Origin of the sequence: Methanobrevibacter cuticularis, assembly GCF_001639285.1 — an archaeon.
Classification (GTDB): Archaea; Methanobacteriota; Methanobacteria; order Methanobacteriales; family Methanobacteriaceae; genus Methanobaculum; species Methanobaculum cuticulare.
The window spans coordinates 16,726-40,317 of record NZ_LWMW01000092.1 but is presented as its reverse complement, the minus strand read 5'-3'; the positions used below and the strand labels follow the sequence as shown (position 1 = coordinate 40,317).

The window sequence follows — 23,592 nt, the reverse complement described above, 5'->3', positions numbered from 1 at the left end:
GATAAAAATCAAAGTAGAAGTGACCGACTAAGAAATAAAGAAACTAAGTTAAAAAATCTATGCTATAACATATATCGTCACACAAAAACATTTAACATAAAAATCAAAATATGATTTCTACAGAGCCAAAAGTAGTTATAGAAATAATTATAATTATAGAAATATAATATTAAAAGTAGTTATAGAAGTAATTATAAAATATAATATATAATAGATAATAACCCTTAGAAAAAATATTTTAAACATATTATATTAAAAGATCATACTAAAAAATTTCATTGAAGTAAGAATCATTGAATAAACTTATAATTTTAAACAAATAAAATAACTTTAAGGATGAAATATTATGGCAGAAGCATTTAGCGGAATTCTAATCTTTTCACATATAATTCCAGTGATTTTAGGATTTTTTGGAATATTAGCATTGATTAATGGAATTATGGATGACAAAAAAGAAGTTACTATTATAGGGATTGTTTTATTCTTAATAGCTGTATCATTGCCATTTATTATTTTGCCAGTTATATTTAGCTTGTAATTTTAGTTTAGTTGGATTTTGATAATAACTATGAGGAATATAGACAAGATTAGTAAATAATAGTTAATATACGTTGTATTTTAGTTACTAAGTGTAAATAGCTATTATCATCATCAAAAATTAGGAGTTATTTCTCCATTGTGAATAGCTGAACCGATTAAAACTTTTTTTATCCCTAAATCATCTAATTTAGGCAAATCTTCTTTTGTTATTCCTCCACCTAATATTAAATTATTTTCAAACTTTCGAAATTTGTTTATTAATTCTTCATTAATGCCTTTTCCTGTTCCAACTCGAGATATATCCAATAAAATAATTTCATTAGGTGAAATAAGATCCAATTCATCTTTAAATTCATCTAAATTAAGATTAAAATCTTTAGATTTGGAATAAAGCTCACCATCTTTTATATCAACACTTATCACGATACGTTCTTTTGGAAATACGTTAAATATCTTATGAAGCTCTTCTAACGATTCCAATGTTTCAGTAGCTATAATAAGTTTATAAGCAAAATTTAAATAGAAATTAAATGAATCAAAATTTTTTATTCCACAATCTAACATCACTGGAATGACTGTGTTGATCATTTTAACTTGATCCAAATTATGACCTATTTTTTCAATAGAATCTAAATCTGCCAAATAAAGCTCTTTAGCACCTATGATTTTAAGAGAATTAGCTATTTCCAAGGGATTAGAATCTCTACTAAAAACAGAGCCTAAAGAAGTATATTGTTTCCTATTTCCAGACTTACCAGAAACAGCTATTCCTCCCATTAAATCCATTACAGGTATAATTTCCACCATAACAACCCCTATTTCTATTGTTTACTTTTTATTTAAATTCTCAATCATCATTTTGATTTCATTTATTTGTTTTTGATTCTCTTCAAATTTAGCTTTTATATTATCATCTATAATGTTTATGTCTTTCCTTACATTTTCCCTTCTTTTATCAAGTTTAGTTATAATTGACCCTGCAACTGAAGCTGTAGCAAATGTTGTGAATGAAATACCAGTTATCATAAGAACAGAACCTATAATACGTCCAGATAAAGTGGAAGGAACTATATCTCCATAACCAGTAGTAGTAATAGATACAATAGCATACCAAACAGCATCTTCAAAAGAAAAAACTTTAGGATTAACTGATACTTCAGACATGAAAAACAGAACAGAAGAAACTACAAAAATACTAGCAGTAATTATTAAACCATAGCCTAATCCATTATTTTCTGTAAATTCAATGAATTTAGATCCAGAAATTTGCAAACTAAGTAACAATCCAACTATATGGAATATAGTTACAATAAAAAATAATGTATGAATCAAATAGCTAGTATCTGTTCCAATCACAAAAAAGAAAATGGACTCAAAAGGAATGATAGCTATTAAAACTACTATATCATGTTCCATGTTAGCTATATTATCTAAAATAAAATGATTTATCCCAATAAAAAGTAACAATAACAGTGAAATAATAATATCAAATAAAGCTATTTCATTAATACTTATGGGTTTAATTGGAAACATTAAAACTAAAGTCATCAATATAATATTGACCATTATAAATATTATTAAAACTGTTAAAAATAATTGAAATAAATTATTAACCGTATTTTTATATCTTGAATTAATAATAAACACCACATAATTTTAATAACACAATATTATTGATTTCTTAAAGATAATTTATATAAAATAATAAAATTAACTTAATTAAAATATATTTAATAAATAATCACTTTATCATTTTACTTCAAAATAATACGAACTACATCATTTAATATTATTAACTTAAAGGAATATAAAATTTATTATTAAATCATTATTGCAAATTAAACTAATAAAAAATTATTCTTAAAAATTATTCTTGATATAGTAATAAAAAATTATTCTTAAAAATTATTCTTGATATAGTAATAAAAAATTATTCTTAAAAATTATTCTTGATATACTAATAAAAAATTATTCTTAAAAATTATTCTTGATATACTAATAAAAAATTATTCTTAAAAATTATTCTTGATATAGTAATAAAAATAAATCTTATTAATATACAATAATAAGCTACTAGCTATTTAGTAAATAGATATTTAAATTTTTGTTAAAAGTCTTAAGTTTAAAACTAATTTTTTCGAGTAGACAATAAAATTTGAGCTACAATAGCTAAAACTGGAAGTTCAATTAATGGAGCTATTACAAGAGCTAAAGCTATTATTGGATCATTTGGAAATGCTGTTACAGCAATAGCTAATGATATTGGAGAATTTCTAGCCAATGTTGTTAAAGACAAGGAAGCATACTCTTCATATTTCATGTTTAGTCTTTTACTAACTATTTTAACAAGAATAAAATTTATTATAAAAAATAGAATTATAGGAACAAATAAAATTAAAAAAGCCCATAGGTTCTTCAACAAATATGAACCTTGTGAAGCAAACATACAAAAAATAGCTAAACTTAAAAATACGATTTGAGATGAATCAAAAAAAGAAATTATGTTTGATTCAGCATTATTTTTAATGTTTTTAGATTTCTTAAGAAGATATTTCACAATCTGGGCTAGAATAAATGGTAGGATTATAATAAAGAGAATACTTTCAATCAATATAGTTATATCAAAACTACTGCTGACTCCTGTAAATAATAACAAATAAATCGGAAGTAGGATGATTTGAAGAGTTAAGTTTAATGGAAGTATAGAAAGGCTTAATGGAACATTACCCTTTGCTATATCAGTAAATATTAAATACCAGTCTGTACATGGAGTTACTAAAAGCATTATGAAGCCTATCCAAATTTCTGGCTCATTGTATAAAAATAAATAACCTAAAATATATGCTAAAATTGGGGTCCAAATGAAATTAATAAGCAAACTAATTTTTGTAAATCTAAAATTTAGAAAACTTTTCTTAAAATCATCAGTTCGCATAGCCATAAATATTCCAAATAGCATCAAAAATAAGAATGGTATAATAAGATGATTACTAACACTAGAAATTATTGATATTTGTCCAAGAACAAGAGCAGATATAATAGCAATGATTATTATTACTGATTGATATTTTTCTAATAGATTCATTTAATTCAGCTCAGCATTAATATCATCTTTTATATCCTCTTTTATTCAACACTTAACTAAAAATGCTTTTTAATTTATTTTTTAATGAAATTATAAATTTAAATTCTTGTTCATATTCAGGATGATTTGCATAACCACATTTAGGACAATGTATGGCAGAACATTCTTTTTTTCCACATCCATGGCAACTTCTTCCAATTGATTCTTCATCAAATTCATGCCCACATAATCTACAATTCATGTTTTACCCCCTTAAAACGCATGTTCTATTTTTTTATATACTTTCTTTAATTATGTTCAAATAAAATTAATGAATTAAATAATTATTTTTAATCATTCAATAATGAATAACATTCACAAACTAAATAATTATCTTCAATCATTCAATAATAAATAACGTTCACAAACTAAATAATTATCTTCAATCATTCAATAATAAATAACATTCACAAACTAAATAATTATCTTCAATCATTCAATAATAAATAACATTCACAAACTAAATAATTATCTTCAATCATTCAATAATAAATAACATTCGCAAACTAAATAATTATTTTCAATCATTCAATAATAATATTAATAAAGTAAAATTAGTATTTTTCTTTTTATTAATATTGTTATCCTTATAAAATTATTTTAAATGTAATACAATATGAATAAGAAATAAGAAAATAAGTATAAAATGAATAATTAATTATTCAAATTTATATTACAAAATAATAATTTTAATATTATTTTTTTCATTTAAAATATTAAAATTTAATATCATGATATAACTTAATATCATGATATAATTTAATACTATGACAGATTTACTATAATAGATTTACTATCATGATAAATTTAATATCATGCCAATCCTAATAACAGACCTCCCTGGTATATCAAGAAGGACACAACATAAGCCGTTACAAATGTAACCAGAACCAAAACTCCTGGCCATTTCCATGAATTTGTTTCTGATTTTATTGTACCAACAAAAGCAAAACATGGAACATAAAGTAAGACAAATGCCATGAAAGCATATGCTGTTAACGGAGTGAACAACGTCTTTAAAGCATTTGATATTCCCTCTCCTTCCTCTGAAACTTCGAACAATGAGCTGAATGTTGAAACCACCACCTCTTTAGCACCAATACCGACAATTAAAGCAACAGCAGGTTGCCAATCACCAAAACCTAACGGAGCAAATACAGGAGCAGCAACAGTTCCAATTTGACCTAAATAACTTTCTTGAGTTCCATAGTCAACACCAGCTGGTAAACTACCTAATGCCCAAACTAATATAGAAAGGAGTAAAATAATTGTACCTGCTTTTCTAATGAAACCATAACCTTTTTCCCATGTATGTATTAATACCCCTTTTACTGAAGGAACCTTATAAGTTGGTAATTCCATTACAAAAGGACTTGTAATACCTTTAAAGAATGCTTTCTTTAAAATTGCCGCAACAATGATTGCAACAGCTATTCCTAATAAATATATTGATAAAACTATGTTTCCTTGATTTGCAGTGAAAAATGCCGCCACAAATAATGCATAAACAGGGATTCTTGCTGTACAAGACATAAAAGGCACAATTAACATGGTGAGTAGCCTATCTCTTTCATGTTCCATGGTTCTTGTAGCCATTACAGCTGGAACACCACAACCGAATCCTAAAATCATTGGGATGAATGCTTTTCCATGTAAACCTACTGCTTTATGCATGACTTTATCCATTACAAATGCAGCTCGTGCAAGATAACCAGAATCTTCTAAGATACTTATCATTAGAAACATCAAGAATATGACTGGCAGAAATACCAAAACTCCACCAACTCCACCAATTATTCCATCAACAAGGAATGATGAAACGATGTTTTCACCTAATGTGCTTAATAGGAAATCTCCTAAAACTGTAAATCCTTCTTCAATAAGGCCTTGAAAAGGTTCGGCCACAGTGAAAGTTATTTGAAATGTTAGCCACATTATAGCTATAAAAATAGGAATCCCAAGTAATCTGTTTGTTACATATTTATCAATTTTATCACTTGTTGTAGGTTTTTCAAAGTCTGGTTTGTCTACTGATTCTTTAATTAAACCATCAATAAATGCATATCTATAGTTAGCAATTATTTCTTCAGGATCTTCTCCGAAAACATCTTTTAAATGTTTTTCAAGACTGTCAAGTTCTTTAAAAATATTTCTAAATTCTGGAGAAGCCTTTACTTTTTCAGTGACAATTTTATCATTTTCTAAAAGTTTAATAGCTGTCCATGTAGCTGGAACATCTAATAAATTTTTATCTTTTTCAATAGCTTGAATAATACTGTTATGTTTTTCAGGAATCTCTAAAAGTTCCTTTCCATCATCATCATATGATTCAGTTAAATGTAAAGTTAATTCTTTTCCATAAACTAATTTTTTACTACTGTCTATTGAATTAGAAGATACTTTTTTTATTTCATCCAATAAGCTATCTACTCCAGTTCCATCAATAGCTTCAATTTCAATTACTGGAATTCCGAGTAGTTTGGATAGCTCCTTAGAATTAATATTATGTTCTTTATTTTTAGCAAATTTATTCATATTTAAAGCTATTATTAAATTTGCTCCAAGTTCCATCATCTGTGTTGTTAGATATAGATTTCTCTCTAAATTACTTGCATCAACAACATTCACTATAACATCAGAACTTTCATCTACAATAAAATCTCTTGAGATGATTTCTTCAATTGAGTGTGCAGTTAATGCATAATTTCCTGGAAGATCAATTACTTCTACTTTATCGCCTTTATAGTTTAGATGCCCTTCAGCTTTTTCAACGGTTTTTCCAGGCCAGTTACCAACATGCTGCCGCATACCAGTTAAATAATTAAATAATGTTGTTTTACCAACATTAGGATTTCCAGCCAATCCTATCTTAATATTTTCCATTAAATCTTCTCCTTATATTAAGAAATAATACTATTTATTTAAGTTAACTTAGTTTAACCACAAGTTACTTTCTTTAAAATTATATTTTTTTTAAATTGTTAATATGACTATGCAATAATTTTAGTAATAATTTTAGTAATAATTTTATTAATCATTTTTAACAATGCTAATGATTTAATAAATGCTAATGATTTAATACAAAACAAAATCTTCTAATGAATCTTATTAAACTAGGAGTTAACTATCAGGCAAAGTACTTTTATTTCCCAAGAAAATTATATGAGTTACTTTATAATATAAATCAAGAATTTTTAGCTATAGATGAAATTAAATTCATAAATAGATAATTAATCATAAGTTAATTCTCATAATCTTAATTTGATACTTTAACTTTGATATTTTTCGCTTCATTTTTACGAAGACAGATAGAATATCCTTTTAATATAAATTTAATAGGATCTCCTAATGGAGCAACTTTATCCAAAGTTATTTTTGAACCTGTAACAAAGCCCATTCCTAATAAATGCCGTTTAAGTTCTGAATCACCTTCATTAGAATAAGACACAATTGTTCCTTCTTCACCATTATTTAGTTTATCTAAAGTCCTTATAGAATCTTGATTATTATCATTTACCATATTTTTACCTCCGTTTTAAAAATTCAAGTTCAAATTTTCTTTAGTACATTTAGCAATACATAGATTTCTATTTTGAATAAGGAGTCTTTTTAAAAAGTTCCTTTACAAAACTTACTAAATAAATAGTTAATGTGTAATGTTATAACATTTAACTAAAATTTAGGAATACCAAAATAATTACAAACTTAATTTAAATATTTTTATATATAAAGTTTTCTATTAATTTAGGAATACCTAAACCATATAGTTAATTATTATAATCCTTTTAATATATAAATATTTAGGTTAACCGAAATTGGGCTACATCTAAAACTTTGTAAGAATAATTTTTTAATATTTCAAAGACAAACTTTTTGTGTTTTAATATATTTTATTCTTATTATAAAGTCATGATATTTTTACTAATTTATTTATAGTAATAGTGGTAATGTTTGTAAATTATTAATATTTTTATTTCTCTTAAAAATTGTTTAAATTGAATTTAAAGATAAAAAATAAATAATTAAGTTGTTTTTTCATGACACATGACAAAAATTTGTTAGTTTTTTAAAGAACAGTTTGTGTATTAGTAAACTATTAATATATTAATCTTTAATCACTGGATAATTATACTTATAATGATCACCCATATATAAAGATATAAGTTCTACACGGCCCAATACTCAATTACAAAGAAATAAAAACTTAAAACCATCCACAAAAAACTTAAGCACAAAAAATTACATCACAACCCATCATTTACCCCATCAAAAGAACAATTAAAAGAGACATATTAGGTTTCAAATAAACAACATTCTTCTCAAAACACACAAAAACATTAAATATAATATCATTACAAAACATAGATTGTTAGTTACTTTTACTGACAAAATAGACAAAGACTATTGAAATTCAATATAAAACAAAAGTCCCTAAATCATAGATTAGGATGATTAAATGATATTCAAAAAAGAAAAAAACTATAAAATCGACAAATTTCAAGGATCACATGATAGTAGAAATAGAGATTATGACAAAGTTATTTTAAACATGTGTAAACAACACACAAAAGGTAAGCTATTAGATATTGCATCAGGAACGGGATATTTATCTAAAAAACTCTGTGAAATGGGATACGATGTGATTTCAGCAGATATTAATCCCATATTAGAGAGAGAGAGAGAGAGAGAGAGAAGAAAAGAATTTCATGAAAGGGAATTTAAGTTATATTAAAATAGATGCGAATAAGATATTGCCCTTCGAAAATGAAGAATTCGATTTTATTTTGTCTGTTGATACAATTGAACATTTAGAAAATCCTTGGGTTTTTGTAGAGGAGATTCATAGAATCCTTAAGGTTAATGGAACAGTCATACTAACCACACCAAATGTTGAAAACTTAGTTAGTAGAATTTTATACTTATTATTTGGACAGTTTATGAGTTTTAATAATGGATTATTGAAAGTGAACCATATAAGTCCAATATTTTCATGGATTTTTGATTTTATGATATCAAAAAAGTTTAAAATTAAGAAAACATATTATTATCCGGGACATTATCTTTTTTTATCAGCTCGCATTTGTAATTTAAGATTACCCTTCAAAAACAAATATTTTGGTGAAAATATAGTTAGAAAAATGAAGAAAATATGAAAAATGAATAAAAAACTATCTAAGCTAAGAACTTGTTTAATAGAATGGAATGAGAGTGTAAAAAAGTGTGGAGTTTTTTGGAAAAAATCACTTTTCATTTATAAAACTTTATAAGTAAAACTGAAAATTTTAGAAAAACTCCACAAAAATTTACACTCTCAATGGAATATACAATATAAAAATAGCTCTTATTATCTTTTAAAAAAATTGATTAAGTTCTTGATAATGAATTCAAACATATCTTCATTATATAAATAATATTTTTCGCTTATGTAGGCTTGATGGTGAAAAAATTTCTTAGTTGTTATATTGAATTGTCTTGTAATAATTTTAATAGGACATTGCCAATTACGTACTTTAAATCATTCAATATTTTAATTTAAACGACTATCAATAAATAATATTAAATTTGTACCATCAGCACAAATTTCTCTTGGAGTGTATTTTTTATATGAATCTACTGTGTTCTTTATTGATTCATCAAGATCTAACTTTAGTTGCTAAAATAGAAATTGAAAAGATTTATAAAAAAATAAAAAATAGAAATTCAGCTAAAAACTATAAAATGATTATTTCAATACTTAATATTCAGTATAATCTAATTCATTAGAATTATAAAGTTTCTGCAGATCAAATAAATGACTGATTTCATAAGGATAATATCTATTTGAAACATACGGCCATATTAAGCTCTTTGCAACATAATAATATGCTCCAAATCTACCATAATATTTCCAAGAAATTTGTGTAAATAATGGGAATCCACAGCCTGGATTGAAATAAGGATCTCCTTTTCTTACAGTACCATGATAAAACATAGGTATTGGGCCTTCTTGACCATGTTTTTGTGCTTCAGTGTCGATATATGCCATAGCTTCATCTAAGGTTTCAAAATGAATTCCATCTGCTTTATATGTATATCTATCATCAGGAATTCCAAATAAAAAAGTTGAAATTACTTCATTCCAATCAACATAAGTTTTGTAAGTAGACGGATCTACAAATGCCAATTCTAAAACCGTTACATCACCATATTGAGACAAAAAATCTTCCTGCTCAAACTGACGATAATTAGAATCACCACCATAATGTACAACTAAAACACAACGAGAACCTTTTTTAGCAGCATACTCCGCTAAAACTTCGGCGTTAGGGTGATCAGGGAACATATCAGGGTTAGCTAGTTTTGTGACACTCAAACGACCTACAGGCTCAATCAAGCTAACTTCTGAGACAACCCATAAATAAGTTCCAAATATCAGAATAACTGCTATAATAATTGCAAATATAATTGATTTCTTCATTTTATCCCAAAATTCATATAAAGTTTCATTTTTATGAATTAAATAACATGAAACTAATATTAATATATTAATTATAAAAATACATCATAAAATTAGTATCCTAATAAAAACTACAAACTACAAAATTGTATAAAAATACTGTCTACACTTAAACTTAGTATATCATAATATAAAAATTTTTAGATTAATTAAAAAATAATGTTACAAAAATATCGAAAATAATTATTGAATTATTTATTGTATGTTATTATAATTGATTCTCTATTGTTATCTTATTAAAAATAAAAATTTAGTTATTATAAATAAAAAAATAGCGAATTAATTATAAAAGATGAAAAAATAGGATGATAATTCTAATATTCATAGAAATTAAAAATAATTTAATATTAATCATAAATAAAAGATTGAATAGCTTAATACTCAAATCTTCTATTTATTTAATATTTGTGATAAACTAAGGAGATGAACCCCATATCATTATATTTAATTAATAGTATATAAAGTTTACTTGAAATTTTTTAAAATCATCTTGATATATATAAAATAAACTTGAATATTGAATTAATAAATATTAAAAAATTCTATTTTATAGATTTATATTTAAAATAATAACTAAATAAAACAAACAATAGCCAACTAGTCATAAAAATATAATAAAATAGACAATTAACAATTTTTTAAAAAGAAAATGAATTAAATTGAGAATAAGTTAGTTCAATACTCTCAATTTAAAAAGAGGTACTTCTATGGCGAAAGAAGAAGTTATATATTTAAATATATTGTTGTTAGTAATACTTTATTCGATATTTTTAACAACAATACTTATTAGATTTTAGAAGTATATAAAGCTTTCTATATTGATGAAAGTAATAAAAATAGCTTAAAATCCATAAAAAAGTAATAACAAAAGAAGATTGAAAAACAACAAATATATTAAACAATCAATCCCTTTTTAAATCAATTATAACAATTAGGTATAAATTTTAATTTTATAATTTAAAAAAGAAAAAAATAAAAATAGATAAGTAAATAATTATTCCCTATAATTACTATCAATAAGGATATCTAACTTAGAATAAGCTTCTGAAATAGCTATTTCAAGAAATTCATCTTTTGCATCTGAAAATTCATCTAGTTCTATATCAACATCTATATCAACATCTAATTTTCCATTTTCATAAGAAACTTCAATTTTAACATCTAGATCTGAAATTTCTTTAGAGGGAATATTATATAAAATAGAATCATTAACAATTGAAGAAAAGTATTCAGAAATATCATCTAAGTCTTCTTGAGATAAATTCTTAAGTTTTTTCAAAATAAAACTTCCATTAATAGAATAAAATAAAAAATAGATATAATCATAAAATTAGAAAAATCACAAAAATTTGCTCAATAATGATTAATTTATACTAATTATTAGTCTATAATTAATAGCTAAATTAACTCTAGCTATAAAACTAAAGAGTTTAATAACTAAATTAACTCTAGCTATAAAACTAAAGAGTGTAATAACTAAATTAACTCTAGCTATAAAACTAAAGAGTATAATAAGTAAATTAATTGTAGCTATAAAATTAAAAGTGAATAGAGAGTTATTAAGATATTCAGCTTATTCAGCTGAATTTTGTTGCATGGCTTCTTGAATAGAAGTTTGCATCTCTTGGAGTTTTTTCATCACTCTTTCTTCTTGACGAGCCATTGTTTTTTCTCTAAGCTGAAGAGTTTCTAACTTTTCTTCAAGTTCTTCATTAACTTCATCACGATCAACCTTGATAAGCAAATTTCCAGCTGTTTTAAAAACTTCTGCACCAGATTCTGTTTTTTTCAATTCTTCAAGTGCTCTTTCAGTTTCTTGGATTTGAATATCCACATTTTGTTTTTGTACGGTAACAGCTTGTGCTTGTTGTTGTAATTGTTGAAATTGATTTAATTGATGTTGTATATTTTGAGGTACTTCCATATTTTCACCTAGTTTCTTTATTAATAGATATTTATTATCATAATAATATATAAATAGATATTTATTATCATAAGAATATATAAATAGATATTTATTATCATAAGAATATATAATAACATTCATGATTATGTTAGATTAATTTTTCTATAAATAATATAATATTTCTTTATTCTATAATATATAATTGACTATTCCTACCATCATTTTCTTAAAAAGTTTTTGATTATAGTTTATTGATTTATTTCATTTATTTTATAAAGTTATATTATTGACTTCTACTGAAAGGATTATCCATTTAATAGCCGAGTTAATAGAAGCTCTAAAAGAAGTAGCATCATTTGAATCAATAGAAATAGTAATGCAGCTATCTTTAAGGACGATATCCATCTTAGATCTATGTTCCGGAGATGTTTTAAACTCCAACAGAACAGACTTGTAAACTATTTCTGCCTGTTTAATATCTTCAAAATCAAGGTTTATGTCACCTTTTACAGAATGTACTATATCAAAATTAGCCTCTGAGATAATAAAACCTCCAGATTAAGAAATAACTTTTCTAACTGCTATTTTAAGCCCCGTATCATTCCCAAATTTGTTATAAAATGATATGTTAGCTATTTTTTTATTAAAGCTCTCAAGATTTTCAGTATCATCCAAAGTCTTATCTTCTAATTTTTCTATATGAATATAATTTTCTTTTGGATTCTTAGAACACCTAACATTCAATATATTCCCTAAAATAGCTAATTCTGGATAATCACATTTAATAGAAATCTCATCAGTTTTTATATGTAAACGCTCACTTGTGGTTGTAACAGAGCCTAAAATAATCAATAATTCTTCTCCTTCATTGGAAAAAAAAGTTATTTTACTCGGATTTCCTTTCATTTCATAGACTAAAACTAGAGAATCGTATCCCAGTTGAGATGATTTTAGTTGTAAATCCCTCAGACTCATTTTTCCACGGTTTATATAGTCAAATCCCAGAGCATGGGATAAGTTTTTACAAAAAGCTCGTGTCTTCTGTGAAGGTTTTCTTGAAGTTGAAATTAACATATAAAAACTCGAATTAAGATGAATAAAATTTAAATAATTTTTAAAACATCATTTAGAATATCTTTTAAAATACCCCATAAAACATTAATAATTTTTAAAACATCATTTAGAATATCTTTTAAAATACCCCATAAAACATTAATAATTTTTAAAACATCATTTTAGAATGTATTTTAAAATGTTTTTAAAGAAGATATGATAAAAATATAGATATAGATACATTTAATAGAACATCTTTAAAAAAATAATGTAAAAATAATAGAACTATGACTAGTACTTAATAATGTAAAAATAAAAGATTATAGCACTAGCTAAATTCGTTATCTTGCTTTAATGCTTTTTTTGTTTGTAGGAACTTTTTTGAAGAGGATCCTGTACCTACATTTTGGACATTTGTTTTCCATGTAGCTTTTATGATCAATTTCAGTTCCACATTCTGAACATTTATACAATTAGTCTCCTCCAACTACTCTTTTTATATTACGACTAGCTGTTTTAACCATAGGAGTTTCAGGAACATATGCTCCACCAGTAAATACTACATTACATTTACTACATTTCCATATTCCTGCACTTAGTCTTTTAACAGCAGGTCTGTCACATTTAGGACAAACATGTTTCTTCTTCATATTTTCTTCAATGGATTTTACAGCTCTTTTAGCTTTTCTTCCATATCTAGCTCCGAATCTTCCTGTAATTCCTACTTTTTTTGTTCTTGCCATGGTATCACTTTGTGTAAACTTAATATATTATTGATAATTTAGAAAAATAAGCATTTCAAACTTGCTTAGTAAAATTTACCTAATAATATAATATAGCATTAATTACTATTTAAACTTAACGGAGTCAAATTAAAAATAAGAAAATTAGACTTTAATTAATTATTTTTTCCATTACAAATTCTCTTACAATTTTATTAATCGATTTATTACTATTATAATCATCAATTATAGACGAATCCAAGAAATGGAGATAGAATTCTTCTTTGTTATCTTTAAATTTATTTATTATTAAACATATGGGCTTTATTGAAAAAGATGAAATTGTTTCAGAATTTAAAAATAAGATAGATATTTCATAAGCTGGAAATATTTTAATATCTTCATATTTTATCTCATCTGAAAAGACTATTTCTTTATGAATATTGAAATAATTAGATAAAATATCAGCTAGTTGATTCATTTAAAGGTACTCCTTATTTTCCATATTAATTTCAACATAGATTTTTTACTAAATAGTCTAAAAAGTCCTAACAAAGGTTTAAACAATTTAATTTTGAATATTATTTCACTATCATATTCAAAAACTTCTTTATTGAATATTGGTTCTGCTGAGAAACTAAGATTTTTAGAAGAGTTAAAAACCAAAAAAAGAATTTGAATATAACCAAAACTAATTGCAGTATCTGAAGGGTTAGAAAGTCCCAATTTAATAGTAGTATTGAAATATTCTAATTCGATGCTTCTAAAAGCTAAGATAAAAAAATCAACGATGGGGGAAAAATTTTCTTTCATTAATGGGATTAAACTTTTATAGTTATCCCAATTCTCTTTAAACCCCTCATTTTTATCATTTTTATTGTTTTCACTCCCATGAGTTTTTTCTTTAGAAGTTTTCTTTTTTAGATCTTTTTCATTTCTATCATTTCTTGGAAAAGTTTTAGAATAGATATTTATAAAAAATAATTTAATTCTTATATTAAAATCAAACTCTTGATTCATATTATTAGATTTAATATGTACTTGTAATCCTATAAATAATATTAAAAATATTATTAGAACTATTAAAACTAATATTCCAAAAAAAATAGCTATAAAATCAATGATATCATCCATTAATAGTTGGAGTAGAAATAAATATAAAGATTATAAATAAATAAACAGGCAAAAGATAAAAAATTAGAATATCAAATTAAAGACCTTGATGAAATTTTTATCCTATATCCCTAAACTAAGGAAAAATATCCCACATCCCTAAAATAGGGAAGCTTTTATTCTATATCCCTAAACTAAGGAAAAATATCCCACATCCCTAAAATAGGGAAGCTTTTATTCTATATCCCTAAACTAAGGAAAAATATCCCACATCCCTAAAATAGAGAAGCTTTTATTCTATATCCCTAAACTAAGGAAAAATATCCCACATCCCTAAAATAGGGAAGCTTTTATTCTATATCCCTAATTTCAGATTCTTCTATATCATTCTTTTCATTAGTTGCATTATCATTCATATTATTAATAACTTCTTTTACTAAATCTGTAACAACTAGGCCTAAATCAGAGATTATTTTATTAGTTTCTGTTCCTTTGGACAGGTTAAGAACTGAAATACCTTCTGAATTTCCAGTCTTCTTATTAATTACGACCATGGAGATAGGTTCTATTCCTGCAACTGCTGCAGAGCCTAAACCATTACCCTCATCATTTCCACCTTGACCTACTCCAAACCCAAAACCTAATTTCATAAAAGGTATTAGTAATTTATCTTGTGTTTCTATAGGTTCACCAACAACGTTTTGAGCATTGAGCAGTTTTTTTAGCTCTTCAACTGTGACTTTAATAGAGTTCTCCTCACTCATTGAAAATATCCTCCAGAAAAATTATATAATAAAATTCTATTTACTAAATACGATATTGTAATAGATTTATAATATATTTATTAATTATGTTATTAATAATATTTAAGATTATAATCTAAAAAAAGTAAAAAAGTAAAAATGTATTTTTTAAAGTTATAATTCATTATATAGAACTTCAAAGGGAAGATCTTGTGCTTAATCCGCCAATAGCTACTGTAGATAAGTTGTGAAGTAGTGAAGATGTTGAAGGACTTATAAAACCCAACATTCCTAAACCAATTAGAGATGTATTTATAATAACAATTGCGGAATAATTATTTTGGATTTTTTCAAGCATGTTTTGACTCAATAATCTAATAGTTACAAGTTCATCCAAATTTGGTGAAAGTAATGAAATATCTGCAATTTCTCTTGTAATATCTGATGAATCTTTCATAGATACCGAAACATCAGCCGAAGATAATGCCGGAGAATCATTTATCCCATCACCAACCATTATAACTTTCTTACCTTCTTTTTTAAGTTCATCGATTATTTTTGCCTTATCTTCTGGAAGAACCTGAGCTTTGTATTTTAGAATTCCTAACTCCTCAGAAACAGATTTAGCTGCATTTTCACTGTCTCCAGTTAGCATTATAACATTTTCAATACCTAAATCTTTAAGTTTAGCTATTACTCTCTTTGCTTCAGGACGAATAGGATCTTCTATACATATAATACCTTCTAATTTTCCACCAATAGCTAAATAAATAGCAGAATATTCTTTTATTTTTTCTTGAATATTTTTCTCAATGGATTTTGGTAAAGGTATCTTTTCATCTTCAAAAATAAAATGAGCACTTCCAATCATGGTTTTTTGATTTCTAAAAGTTGTAGAGATTCCATGAGCCACAATATATTCAACCTCAGCGTGTTCTTCCTCATGTTTAAGATTTTCAGATTCTGCTTGATTTACAATAGCTCTTGCTACACTATGGGCAAAATGTTCCTCTATACAAGCAGCTGTTTTCAAAATTTCATCTCGAGAGTAATCTCCACATGTAATAATATCAGCTACTTTAGGAGAACTTTTAGTTAAAGTCCCAGTTTTATCAAAGACTATTGTATCTGCTTGAGCGTAGTTCTCAAGATATCGTCCGCCTTTAATCATTATTTTATGATTAGAAGCCTCTTGCATTGCAGATATGACCGAAATAGGAGTAGATAGTTTGATTGCACAAGAATAATCTACCATGAGAATAGATAATGCCTTTGTTGAGTTTCGAGTAACCAAATAAGTTAATAATGTTACAAATAAGCTAAATGGTACTATTGAATCAGCTAATTTCTCAGCTTTACTTTGAATATTAGCCTTCAAAGATTCAGATTCTTCTATCAGCTCTATTATTTTGTTTATTCTTGTCTCTTCATCAACTGCTTCTACAAGAATCACAATAGATCCTTCTTCTACTACAGTTCCAGCATGCACAGTAGTACCTTCACCTTTATGAATCGATAAAGGCTCTCCTGTCATTGAAGATTCATTTATCATTGCGTCCCCATTGGCTATTACACCATCGACAGGAATTAAACCTCCAGTCCGTATTTTAATTTTATTTCCATTAACTATTTCAGATAGAGGAACAGATACCTCTTCATCTTTTTCCATTACCTTCCATACAGTATCAATATTAATAGCTAAGCTATTTTTAAAAGTATTTTTAGTTTTTTGTATAGTGTATTCTTCTAATATATCGGATATCGATAATAAAAACATTATAGAACCAGCAGATCCATAAAATTTCTTATAAATAGACATACTTATTGCGACCATATCAAGAACAGAAACATTGACCTTCCTTTTGTACAAACTCTTTAACCCATCAATAATATAAGGAAATGCGGCGTATAAGACATTTAAAGTTTTAATAGGAATTGGAACGAATATATCATATAAAATTCGCCCTACAATTTTATTAGATAACTTTAAAAAAAATTCATTTTCAAGTTTTAGAGTTATATCCTTTTCAGATGGCTCTGACTCTTCAATATCCTTTTCTTTAAGATTTCGCACAAATTCTAAAATATTTTTTCTTTTTTTAAGATTATCATATTTAATCAGAAGACTACCATTGATAGAAGAGGTGAACACATCTTTAATATACTCCTTTTTTAAAAGTAGTTTAGCTATTCCATAACCTTCCCCTTCAGTGAATGCATATCTACCCGAACGAAGACGTAACCTATTTTCTTTATCATATATAACTTCATATTGCATAAAATATCTCTTTAATGAATAAAATATCTCTTTAATGAATAAAATATCCCTTTAATGCATAAAATATCTCTTTAATTAAATAATAAATACTTAACAGAATAGAATTAATTAAATAAATTAATTAATCAAAAATATATATTAATTATATAATATACATAGAAATAAATATTCTTTAAATAAAATATATAAATTAATTATATATTAGTATAATATTAATTATAAAATAATATTTATAAACTAATATAATAATTAAATATACAAATTTGAGAATCAATTATTTTATAAACTAATCATGTATAAAGAATATTTTTAAATTTATAGCCATTATAGGTCTTATGGTTAAATTAAAAATTTAAGCTCATATGTTTTGTATTTCTTTTTTCTTTTCATTTTGAGCATCGTGACGAATATCCTCAGCATCTTCTTTAATATTTAGAAATGTTTCTTCTGCTTCATCTTGAAGTTGCATTACTTTTGCAGCTGTTTTAGTACAAAATTTCCGGGCTGCATCACTTTCCAATATTTTTTTAGCAGCTATCGCAGTGATTGCTCCTCCTGCAAAAATCAATAAACTTTTATGTTCAATTATTTTATCCAAATTTTTCTTCATAAAATTTCTCCATAATTTTTTAGGTTTACCTAATAAATAATTAGGTATGCCTAATATTTATATTAATAATATATAAAGATTTCGAATCAAGATAGTATAATCAAGATTAACAATATACTCAACGATGAAAAATAATTGATTGTGGTTAAATATAGTGTTTTATTACCAAAATATAATTTTTTAGAGGTTTATAATGAGAAATACAAAATAATTATCATAGCTATTCTAATAATATGATTAAAAACAGTTTTTAATGATTTTACTAACAATACATTAAATACCATGAAATATCTATAGATAAAATAATTTACATTCTGTTAATATCAATATTAAATGCTCATATTAAAGGTTAAAAAAGTGTGGAATGAGTAATTATGCTACTTTAAATCAAGAGTCCTGCAATTATTCAATAAAAAGACGGTTTTTACTGTTGAAAAGAATTAATCTAAGTCCTTAATTTCTAAAAAAAATTAGAAATTTTCTAAAGAATGAATCAACACTTTTCAGAGAAACATTCAATTTATTATGAATAAATGAAGATTGCATTTTATTATATTTAAAAGAGGTATCATGAACATTTTGGACCAAGACATTATGGTAAAATAAGTCTTAAAATTAATAATTACTTGATATATTTTTCAAAAACGATTCTAGAAAATTCATAAGATAATTCAAATAATATGAAAAATAGGAAAGTATAGAAGTTTAAAAACTCAAATCCTAGAATTGAAAAGCCTGTAACTGCTTGATAAAACCCTAATAATGCCAGTATAAAAATAGCTATCTTCATAGAAAATCTATAATCAAAAAAAACTTTCAAAAAATGACTTTTTTTATAAATAGCTAAATTATCATTTCCCCATTCATCTATATATGCAGAAGTTATACAAATAGCTAAAGTTATCAAACTCAATTGAGGAAGGCCAAATATTAAAGAAACAGCTGCAAAAACTAATAAAGATGCAACATGATGAGCACCATCAATTTTAAAAGCTATTAAATTTCCAATCAATATTCCAAGGAATATATAAGATGCATCAGTATTATGAGTAGCTAAAAATCCCATTATTAATCCACTAATAATCCCAATTATTACAGCTATTAACTTATTTGATTTTTCATCATATTCATCATCTGAAAATTTCATTAAAAATCCAGATAAACCATATAAAATAGCTATTATAATAACATTCAACTAAAAACCTCAAAATAATAATTTTAAATAAAAATAATAAAAAACATTACTAGTAATCTTACAAACCATAAAAACACTAATAAAGTTTAAGATACTAAATATTAATACTAATTAATCTTCTTTTAATATAATAATACAATACTAATTAATAATTAATCTTCTTTTAATATAATAATACAATACTAATTAATAATTAATCTTCTTTTAATATAATAATACAATACTAATTAATAATTAATCTTCTTTTAATATAATAATATAATACTAATTAATCTTCTTTTAATATAATACTAATTAATCTTCTTTTAATATAATACTAATTAATCTTCTTTTAATATAATAATACAATACTAATTTCAAATACCATAACAACCATTAAGCTCATTAAATCTTAGAGAAATTAATAAAAAATTCTTCAAATTCATCATCATCCATTGGATTTGGAATAGAATAGCTATTATTCTCAAAGATATTTTTAGCCAGTTTTTCATATTTTTTAGCTTGATTAGAATCAGGATACTTTTCAATCAATGTTTTTGCCTCAATTTCACTTTTTTGAACAAGTTCATCTCTTGGGATTGTTCCAATAACATTTGTTCCAATTCTTTTTGCAAAAGACTCCACGATGATTTGTTCATTTTCAATTCCTTTGCAGTTACAAATGATTCCACCTAAATTTCCTTTTAATTTCTTGATTCCTTTGGAGATATTATTAGCTGCATACAATGACATGTATTCCCCAGAAGTAACAATAAAAACTTCATCAGCATAATTTTCTTTCAGTGGAACAGCAAATCCTCCACACACAACATCCCCTAACACATCATATAAAATAACATCAAGATTGTCATCTTCAAAAGCTCCGAGTTTTTCAAGTAGTTTCATAGCTACTATCACACCACGTCCTGCACAACCAACTCCTGGTTCAGGACCTCCACTTTCAACACACAACACATCTCCAAATCCACCAAAAACAATATCCCCCAATCTGGGATTTTTAGTATTTTTAATTGTGTTTAAGATTGTAGGTAGTCTTTTTCCAAATAATGTTCTGGTTGTATCCGCTTTAGGATCACAACCAATAACCATTACATTTTTATGATTCTGACTAAAAGATGCTGCAATATTAGCTACTGTGGTGGATTTTCCAATTCCACCTTTCCCATAAATAGCTATTTTTTTCTGTTTTACCATTAATACACCAAATAACCAATCAAAACAAGAATTAAATCTCATCCCCACTAAAATATCACTCAATCAAAACAAGAATTATTTTTTACTCCATTGAAATATTATTCTGCTTTATGATTAACTAATGCTTTAACTATGTCTCCCCTTGTAATGATTCCAATTAAATTACCAGTGTCATCTACAACAGGAATACGTTTGATGTTATTATCTGCCATTATATTAGCTGCATCAGCAATGTCTTTATCAATTTTGATTGTGATAACTGGACTTACCATAATATCTTTAACTATAGTTAAAGAAGCTTTTTTTATTCCATTTGCCACTTCGTCGTATTCATGTTTCATTCTAAGAGGCATTTCAAGAAGATCAAGAGGAGAAGGAAGGATTAAATTAAGATTAGGAGAGTGAACTTCAAGAAGATCCATGATATCACCTTCACTAAGGATTCCTACAATATTATCCCCATCCATCACAGGAGCCCCACTAATATCATTTTCAGTGAGTTTTTTTGCAGCCTCAGTAATTGTATCATCTTTATTTATAGTTATAACATCTTTTTTCATTGCTTCATCAATTTTAATCATTTCTACACACCATCAATATTTAATAAATAATTTATATTTAATTTAGCTATTAAATTTATTATTATATTATAATTTATATTATTATAATAACTTGTTATTAATTATGTCTTATATCACAATAAAAGGAGTCGTGGCCAAAAGTCAAATTTCTAGAAAAATAATTAAAAATAATTCTCATATTTATCATCTGAATTTTAATATAATTAGTGAATTTAGATTAATTTTTATAAATAACATCTATTTAAATTTTAATCAATTTTCTAAATGAAAATAAATGTTAAAATTCAAAATAAAGAAATTCAAAATTTGTGCAAAAAGACTTTTGGCCACGACTCAAAAGTAAAAAAATTACTGTTAATTTATAGAATACAATACTCCTATTTTTAGAAACTTGTAAAATGTACAAAATTGAATATTTTACTCCTTGAATTTAAAGCACTATAAAAAGTAAAAATAATAGCTAGGGAGCGTCTCATAATTCGGTTTTTTGAAAAATTTAGATAAAACTAAAGCTCATTAATGGAATATAGATTATATTATTTATATGTGTGATTTGTTCATATCTATTTGAAACTAAGATTCCATATTTAGAATTATATTTATTAATGTCTTTTATTAATTGGCTTTTAGTTTTTTTACCTATTCCTACTTCTATTGGTATGGAATCATCAAATTTGGTTCTAATAATAAAATCTGAACTACCTTTATCTGGAGGATAGAATAAACCCATGTATTTAAAATCCACTTTTGTCATTTTATACAATGCACTTGCCACCAAATTTTCTGCTAAAATACCTAAACATTCTTTACTATCTAAATCATATCTTCCAATTTCAAAATTTATAGCTGCTTTTAATGAAGGTGATAAAAAATAATATTGCCAGGCCTTTTTAAGAATTTTACCTCCACCACCATAAGGCTTTAGATTAAAGATTAATTGTGTTTTTTCTAATGTCTCCAAAATTTCTCTAACAGTTGTTGGTGAAATAGATAGGTAATTAGCTATTTTTTGATGAGATGTTGTACCTGGTTTTTGCAGTGCAATATAAAGTATTATTCTTCGAATAACATCTGTAGTTGATGTGTTAAATGATTTTACAGAAAAAATATCTTTTTCAATAATATTGTTTATAATTGTGTTAATCTGGAAGTAAGCTTCTTCTTCATCTAAATTTAAAGTAGATGGAAAGCTGTATGATTTTAAAAACTTTTCAAATTCAATTTTTGGGTCGTTGTTTAAACAGCTTAATTTTTCATGAATTATTTCCTCACAATCAATAGCTCTATTTATAAACTTCTTATTTCCAAAATGAATCATATTTTTTAATTCTTTTGGGAACTTACAATTAAAGGAAATATTATGTTTTAATAGTAAGTAATCTTTAAAGTTATTTGGAAATATTTGTTCTTTAAACATTCTTCTTGCAACATCAGTGTTGATTTCCAAATCCAATGCAGAAGAACCTGTAAATAGGAAAAAAATATTTGGATTAATATCATATATTATCTTTCCAGATATTGCCCATTTTTTATCAAAATGACATTCATCTACAAAAACAAAAATCTTTTCATCTAAATTTATTTTATCTACCTTATGTGTTTTCTCTAAAAAAATATCAACTGTATGTAATAAATCTGTTTGAAAATAACTTGTTAAACCATCCATTGTTAGATATAAAACATTCTTTTGATTCACATTTTTTGTATTTATTAAGTAATCCATTAACTGATAAACAATTGTAGATTTTCCAACACCTCTAAGACCTGGAAGAACAATAAACCTTTTTTCCAAGGCACCTTCAAGATATTCATCTAAATATCTCTTTACTTTAAAATATTCATCCCTACAATTAAAATCTTCTATTTTAGCTATTTGTTTATTAATTTCTCTTTGTTTAGATTTAATATAGCCATTTAATTCTTCATCAAAAATCATTTAAACATTCCCCATTTTATAAAATTAATATCTTAATTAAATTTATGTTTATCATTATATAAATAGCTATACAATTTTATGTATAAAACATTTAAGTTATT

General features: G+C 25.1%; 25 protein-coding genes. 3 read left to right on the top strand and 22 right to left on the bottom strand.

Translation table 11 applies throughout. From position 1 onward, the window contains the following. Nucleotides 1–346: 346 nt before the first annotated feature. Nucleotides 347–538, top strand: coding sequence for a hypothetical protein (locus MBCUT_RS04355; RefSeq protein ID WP_067259311.1), 192 nt, complete (start codon nucleotides 347–349; stop codon nucleotides 536–538). 113 nt (nucleotides 539–651) lie between these two features. On the opposite strand, the gene MBCUT_RS04350 is transcribed toward MBCUT_RS04355, so the two are convergent. The 6 genes from MBCUT_RS04350 to MBCUT_RS04325 form a co-directional block, all read right to left on the bottom strand. Further along, nucleotides 652–1,347 carry a HisA/HisF family protein gene (locus MBCUT_RS04350; RefSeq protein WP_067259309.1) on the bottom strand — a complete coding sequence of 232 codons (696 nt, stop codon included), beginning with the start codon at nucleotides 1,345–1,347 and terminating at the stop codon, nucleotides 652–654. A 21-nt stretch (nucleotides 1,348–1,368) separates the two neighbouring features. Then, complete coding sequence (locus tag MBCUT_RS04345; RefSeq protein ID WP_169805390.1) at nucleotides 1,369–2,073, bottom strand: potassium channel family protein; 705 nt, start codon at nucleotides 2,071–2,073, stop codon at nucleotides 1,369–1,371. A gap of 595 nt (nucleotides 2,074–2,668) precedes the next feature. Next, the gene (locus MBCUT_RS04340) at nucleotides 2,669–3,625 is read right to left on the bottom strand and encodes an arsenic resistance protein (protein ID WP_067259304.1); all 957 of its coding nucleotides are present in this window, start codon (nucleotides 3,623–3,625) and stop codon (nucleotides 2,669–2,671) included. 52 nt (nucleotides 3,626–3,677) lie between these two features. Then, nucleotides 3,678–3,866: a hypothetical protein gene (locus MBCUT_RS04335; protein WP_067259302.1), complete on the bottom strand. Its 189-nt coding sequence runs from the start codon at nucleotides 3,864–3,866 to the stop codon at nucleotides 3,678–3,680. Nucleotides 3,867–4,477: 611 nt separating this feature from the next. Further along, entirely contained in the window at nucleotides 4,478–6,547 is a 2,070-nt protein-coding gene (gene feoB, locus MBCUT_RS04330; protein ID WP_067259301.1) for a ferrous iron transport protein B, read from the bottom strand. Nucleotides 6,548–6,920: 373 nt separating this feature from the next. Continuing rightward, entirely contained in the window at nucleotides 6,921–7,184 is a 264-nt protein-coding gene (locus MBCUT_RS04325; protein WP_067259298.1) for a FeoA family protein, read from the bottom strand. Nucleotides 7,185–8,120: 936 nt separating this feature from the next. Between MBCUT_RS04325 and MBCUT_RS04320 the strand changes: the two genes are divergently transcribed. After that, nucleotides 8,121–8,396, top strand: a complete 276-nt coding sequence (locus MBCUT_RS04320) for an SAM-dependent methyltransferase (protein WP_067259295.1) — start codon at nucleotides 8,121–8,123, stop codon at nucleotides 8,394–8,396. Beyond that, nucleotides 8,371–8,817: a class I SAM-dependent methyltransferase gene (locus MBCUT_RS04315; RefSeq protein WP_067259293.1), complete on the top strand. Its 447-nt coding sequence runs from the start codon at nucleotides 8,371–8,373 to the stop codon at nucleotides 8,815–8,817. The genes MBCUT_RS04320 and MBCUT_RS04315 overlap by 26 nt, the downstream gene beginning before the upstream one ends. Nucleotides 8,818–9,398: 581 nt before the next feature. Here MBCUT_RS04315 and MBCUT_RS04310 read toward each other — a convergent pair. The 16 genes from MBCUT_RS04310 to MBCUT_RS04235 form a co-directional block, all read right to left on the bottom strand. Further along, a complete protein-coding gene (locus tag MBCUT_RS04310) occupies nucleotides 9,399–10,121 on the bottom strand; it encodes a hypothetical protein (RefSeq protein WP_067259290.1) in 723 nt (240 codons plus the stop codon). 1,033 nt (nucleotides 10,122–11,154) lie between these two features. Next, complete coding sequence (locus MBCUT_RS04305; protein ID WP_067259288.1) at nucleotides 11,155–11,439, bottom strand: DUF3194 domain-containing protein; 285 nt, start codon at nucleotides 11,437–11,439, stop codon at nucleotides 11,155–11,157. A 294-nt stretch (nucleotides 11,440–11,733) separates the two neighbouring features. Continuing rightward, complete coding sequence (locus MBCUT_RS04300; protein ID WP_067259285.1) at nucleotides 11,734–12,084, bottom strand: prefoldin subunit beta; 351 nt, start codon at nucleotides 12,082–12,084, stop codon at nucleotides 11,734–11,736. 252 nt (nucleotides 12,085–12,336) lie between these two features. Next, nucleotides 12,337–12,564 (bottom strand): KEOPS complex subunit Pcc1, encoded by a 228-nt coding sequence (locus MBCUT_RS04295; RefSeq protein ID WP_281177931.1) that lies wholly within the window; start codon nucleotides 12,562–12,564, stop codon nucleotides 12,337–12,339. A gap of 60 nt (nucleotides 12,565–12,624) precedes the next feature. Further along, on the bottom strand, nucleotides 12,625–13,140 hold the full coding sequence (locus MBCUT_RS04290) for a Brix domain-containing protein (RefSeq protein WP_067259281.1): 516 nt from the start codon (nucleotides 13,138–13,140) through the stop codon (nucleotides 12,625–12,627). A 320-nt stretch (nucleotides 13,141–13,460) separates the two neighbouring features. Then, nucleotides 13,461–13,592 (bottom strand): DNA-directed RNA polymerase subunit P, encoded by a 132-nt coding sequence (locus MBCUT_RS04285; protein WP_067259278.1) that lies wholly within the window; start codon nucleotides 13,590–13,592, stop codon nucleotides 13,461–13,463. After that, nucleotides 13,593–13,862, bottom strand: coding sequence for a 50S ribosomal protein L37Ae (gene rpl37A, locus MBCUT_RS04280; RefSeq protein ID WP_067259276.1), 270 nt, complete (start codon nucleotides 13,860–13,862; stop codon nucleotides 13,593–13,595). A gap of 151 nt (nucleotides 13,863–14,013) precedes the next feature. Further along, nucleotides 14,014–14,322 (bottom strand): hypothetical protein, encoded by a 309-nt coding sequence (locus tag MBCUT_RS04275; protein ID WP_067259273.1) that lies wholly within the window; start codon nucleotides 14,320–14,322, stop codon nucleotides 14,014–14,016. Continuing rightward, a complete protein-coding gene (locus MBCUT_RS04270; RefSeq protein ID WP_067259271.1) occupies nucleotides 14,319–14,975 on the bottom strand; it encodes a DUF2953 domain-containing protein in 657 nt (218 codons plus the stop codon). The genes MBCUT_RS04275 and MBCUT_RS04270 overlap by 4 nt, the downstream gene beginning before the upstream one ends. Before the next feature lie 329 nt (nucleotides 14,976–15,304). Beyond that, nucleotides 15,305–15,718, bottom strand: coding sequence for a GerW family sporulation protein (locus tag MBCUT_RS04265; protein ID WP_067259269.1), 414 nt, complete (start codon nucleotides 15,716–15,718; stop codon nucleotides 15,305–15,307). 175 nt (nucleotides 15,719–15,893) lie between these two features. Further along, nucleotides 15,894–17,975, bottom strand: a complete 2,082-nt coding sequence (locus MBCUT_RS04260; RefSeq protein ID WP_067259267.1) for a heavy metal translocating P-type ATPase — start codon at nucleotides 17,973–17,975, stop codon at nucleotides 15,894–15,896. 358 nt (nucleotides 17,976–18,333) lie between these two features. After that, nucleotides 18,334–18,585 carry a DUF6110 family protein gene (locus tag MBCUT_RS04255; RefSeq protein WP_067259264.1) on the bottom strand — a complete coding sequence of 84 codons (252 nt, stop codon included), beginning with the start codon at nucleotides 18,583–18,585 and terminating at the stop codon, nucleotides 18,334–18,336. Nucleotides 18,586–19,207: 622 nt separating this feature from the next. Continuing rightward, entirely contained in the window at nucleotides 19,208–19,780 is a 573-nt protein-coding gene (locus tag MBCUT_RS04250) for a hypothetical protein (protein WP_245634937.1), read from the bottom strand. A 384-nt stretch (nucleotides 19,781–20,164) separates the two neighbouring features. Further along, the gene (gene cfbC, locus MBCUT_RS04245) at nucleotides 20,165–20,974 is read right to left on the bottom strand and encodes a Ni-sirohydrochlorin a,c-diamide reductive cyclase ATP-dependent reductase subunit (RefSeq protein WP_067259315.1); all 810 of its coding nucleotides are present in this window, start codon (nucleotides 20,972–20,974) and stop codon (nucleotides 20,165–20,167) included. 98 nt (nucleotides 20,975–21,072) lie between these two features. Next, complete coding sequence (locus tag MBCUT_RS04240; RefSeq protein ID WP_067259262.1) at nucleotides 21,073–21,555, bottom strand: CBS domain-containing protein; 483 nt, start codon at nucleotides 21,553–21,555, stop codon at nucleotides 21,073–21,075. Nucleotides 21,556–22,051: 496 nt separating this feature from the next. Beyond that, entirely contained in the window at nucleotides 22,052–23,491 is a 1,440-nt protein-coding gene (locus tag MBCUT_RS04235) for an ATP-binding protein (protein ID WP_067259259.1), read from the bottom strand. Nucleotides 23,492–23,592: the final 101 nt, after the last annotated feature.

Coding starts and splice junctions, on each gene's coding strand:
- MBCUT_RS04320 (WP_067259295.1), top strand. CDS start 8,121: ATGATATTCAAAAAAGAAAAAAACTATAAAATCGACAAATTTCAAGGA.
- MBCUT_RS04335 (WP_067259302.1), bottom strand. CDS start 3,866: ATGAATTGTAGATTATGTGGGCATGAATTTGATGAAGAATCAATTGGA.
- cfbC (WP_067259315.1), bottom strand. CDS start 20,974: ATGGTAAAACAGAAAAAAATAGCTATTTATGGGAAAGGTGGAATTGGA.
- MBCUT_RS04300 (WP_067259285.1), bottom strand. CDS start 12,084: ATGGAAGTACCTCAAAATATACAACATCAATTAAATCAATTTCAACAA.
- MBCUT_RS04355 (WP_067259311.1), top strand. CDS start 347: ATGGCAGAAGCATTTAGCGGAATTCTAATCTTTTCACATATAATTCCA.
- MBCUT_RS04315 (WP_067259293.1), top strand. CDS start 8,371: ATGAAAGGGAATTTAAGTTATATTAAAATAGATGCGAATAAGATATTG.
- rpl37A (WP_067259276.1), bottom strand. CDS start 13,862: ATGGCAAGAACAAAAAAAGTAGGAATTACAGGAAGATTCGGAGCTAGA.
- MBCUT_RS04260 (WP_067259267.1), bottom strand. CDS start 17,975: ATGCAATATGAAGTTATATATGATAAAGAAAATAGGTTACGTCTTCGT.
- MBCUT_RS04350 (WP_067259309.1), bottom strand. CDS start 1,347: ATGGTGGAAATTATACCTGTAATGGATTTAATGGGAGGAATAGCTGTT.
- MBCUT_RS04265 (WP_067259269.1), bottom strand. CDS start 15,718: ATGAGTGAGGAGAACTCTATTAAAGTCACAGTTGAAGAGCTAAAAAAA.
- MBCUT_RS04270 (WP_067259271.1), bottom strand. CDS start 14,975: ATGGATGATATCATTGATTTTATAGCTATTTTTTTTGGAATATTAGTT.
- MBCUT_RS04235 (WP_067259259.1), bottom strand. CDS start 23,491: ATGATTTTTGATGAAGAATTAAATGGCTATATTAAATCTAAACAAAGA.
- MBCUT_RS04275 (WP_067259273.1), bottom strand. CDS start 14,322: ATGAATCAACTAGCTGATATTTTATCTAATTATTTCAATATTCATAAA.
- feoB (WP_067259301.1), bottom strand. CDS start 6,547: ATGGAAAATATTAAGATAGGATTGGCTGGAAATCCTAATGTTGGTAAA.
- MBCUT_RS04345 (WP_169805390.1), bottom strand. CDS start 2,073: ATGTTTCCAATTAAACCCATAAGTATTAATGAAATAGCTTTATTTGAT.
- MBCUT_RS04290 (WP_067259281.1), bottom strand. CDS start 13,140: ATGTTAATTTCAACTTCAAGAAAACCTTCACAGAAGACACGAGCTTTT.
- MBCUT_RS04310 (WP_067259290.1), bottom strand. CDS start 10,121: ATGAAGAAATCAATTATATTTGCAATTATTATAGCAGTTATTCTGATA.
- MBCUT_RS04325 (WP_067259298.1), bottom strand. CDS start 7,184: ATGGTAAATGATAATAATCAAGATTCTATAAGGACTTTAGATAAACTA.
- MBCUT_RS04240 (WP_067259262.1), bottom strand. CDS start 21,555: ATGATTAAAATTGATGAAGCAATGAAAAAAGATGTTATAACTATAAAT.
- MBCUT_RS04255 (WP_067259264.1), bottom strand. CDS start 18,585: ATGAAGAAAAATTTGGATAAAATAATTGAACATAAAAGTTTATTGATT.
- MBCUT_RS04340 (WP_067259304.1), bottom strand. CDS start 3,625: ATGAATCTATTAGAAAAATATCAATCAGTAATAATAATCATTGCTATT.